The sequence below is a fragment of the Streptomyces sp. NPDC050549 genome (genome assembly GCF_040655035.1).
GTDB lineage: Bacteria > Actinomycetota > Actinomycetes > Streptomycetales > Streptomycetaceae > Streptomyces.
This window is the reverse complement of sequence record NZ_JBFAJD010000124.1, coordinates 1-1193: the sequence shown is the minus strand read 5'-3', so window position 1 is coordinate 1193 and position 1193 is coordinate 1. Positions and strand designations below refer to the sequence as shown.

Annotated in this window: 1 protein-coding gene; it reads right to left on the bottom strand. The window is 71.8% G+C overall.

What is annotated here, in order from left to right:
* Window positions 1–129: 129 nt before the first annotated feature.
* Window positions 130–1193 (bottom strand): IS110 family transposase (locus AB0I51_RS48415; RefSeq protein ID WP_362985931.1); only part of this gene is annotated, 1064 nt, incomplete at its 5' end.

Sequence of the window (1193 nt, the reverse complement as noted above, 5' to 3'; positions counted from 1 at the left end):
TTTTTGGGAACGTCCCGCGAAGCGGGATGTTCCCGGTGGATCGGGTGGCTGATGGGCAGCCCGGTGGCCGGAGTGGCCGTGCCGGTGCGCGGGCGTGATGGGGCCTGGAGGGTAGGGGCGGTGGAGTCGTCAGGCGGCGAGGTCGACGTCGCCCGGGGTGCGTGCTTCGTAAAGAGCCCCGGTGCGGATCATCGCGTGGATGACGTTCACGCGCTGGCGGGCCAGGCGGAGGATCGCCTGGGTGTGGGTCTTGCCGCGTGCGCGTTGACGGTCGTAGTAGATCCGGGAGGACGGGTCGGCTTTGCAGCCGATCGCCGCGAACGCGGCCTGGAACAGGGCGCGTTTGAGGAGCCGGTTGCCGCGGTGGGGTGCGTGCTCGCCGCGAATCGAGGTGCCGGAGGACTTCGTGGCCGGGGCGAGCCCGGCGTAGGAGGCGAGGTGTCCGGAGCTGGGAAAGCCGGTGCCGTCACCGATCGCGACGATCACGGCGGCCGTGGTCCTGACGCCCAGGCCGGGCAGCGACGTCAGGAGGTGGAAAAGAGGGAGGGCCTCCAGCAGGGCGGCGATCTCCTGCTCGGCCTGGCGGCGCTGGGTGTGGGCGGCGGCGAGCTGGGCGGCCAGGCCGGGCACGATCAGCGCGGATGCCTCGGTGCCGGGAACGACGAGGGTCTGCTCGGCGAGCGCGTCGAAGATCTCGGTGGTGAGGTGGTGGGCCTTGCGCGAGCCGTGTGCCTTGAGCAGGGCCTCGCAGCGGGCCCGGCCCAGTTTCTTCAGCCTGGCCGGGGAGCCGTGGCGCTGGAGGAGGGCCTGGATGTAGGGGTAGGCCAGGCGGGGGCCGAGGACGCGTTCGAGGGAGGGATGGATCTGGGAGAGCAGGCCGCGCAGTCGGTTGGTGGTGCGGTTGACCTCGCCGGCCAGGTCGTTGTCGTAGCCGGTGAGCATCGTCAGCTCGGCCAGCACCTCGTCGTCGCGGTCCACCGCCCGCAGGGTGTGCGGCATGGTGCGGGCGGTCTCGGCGATCACGAACGCGTCGCGGGCATCGGTCTTGGCCTCGCCAGGGTGCAGGTCGGCGGCCCGCCGCATCGACAGCCCGGGCAGGTAGGCCACCCGACAGCCCGCCGCGCGGGCCACCGTCAGCGGCAGCGCACCGATGTTGGCGACCTGGTCCACGATCACCAGAACGGTGCCGAACT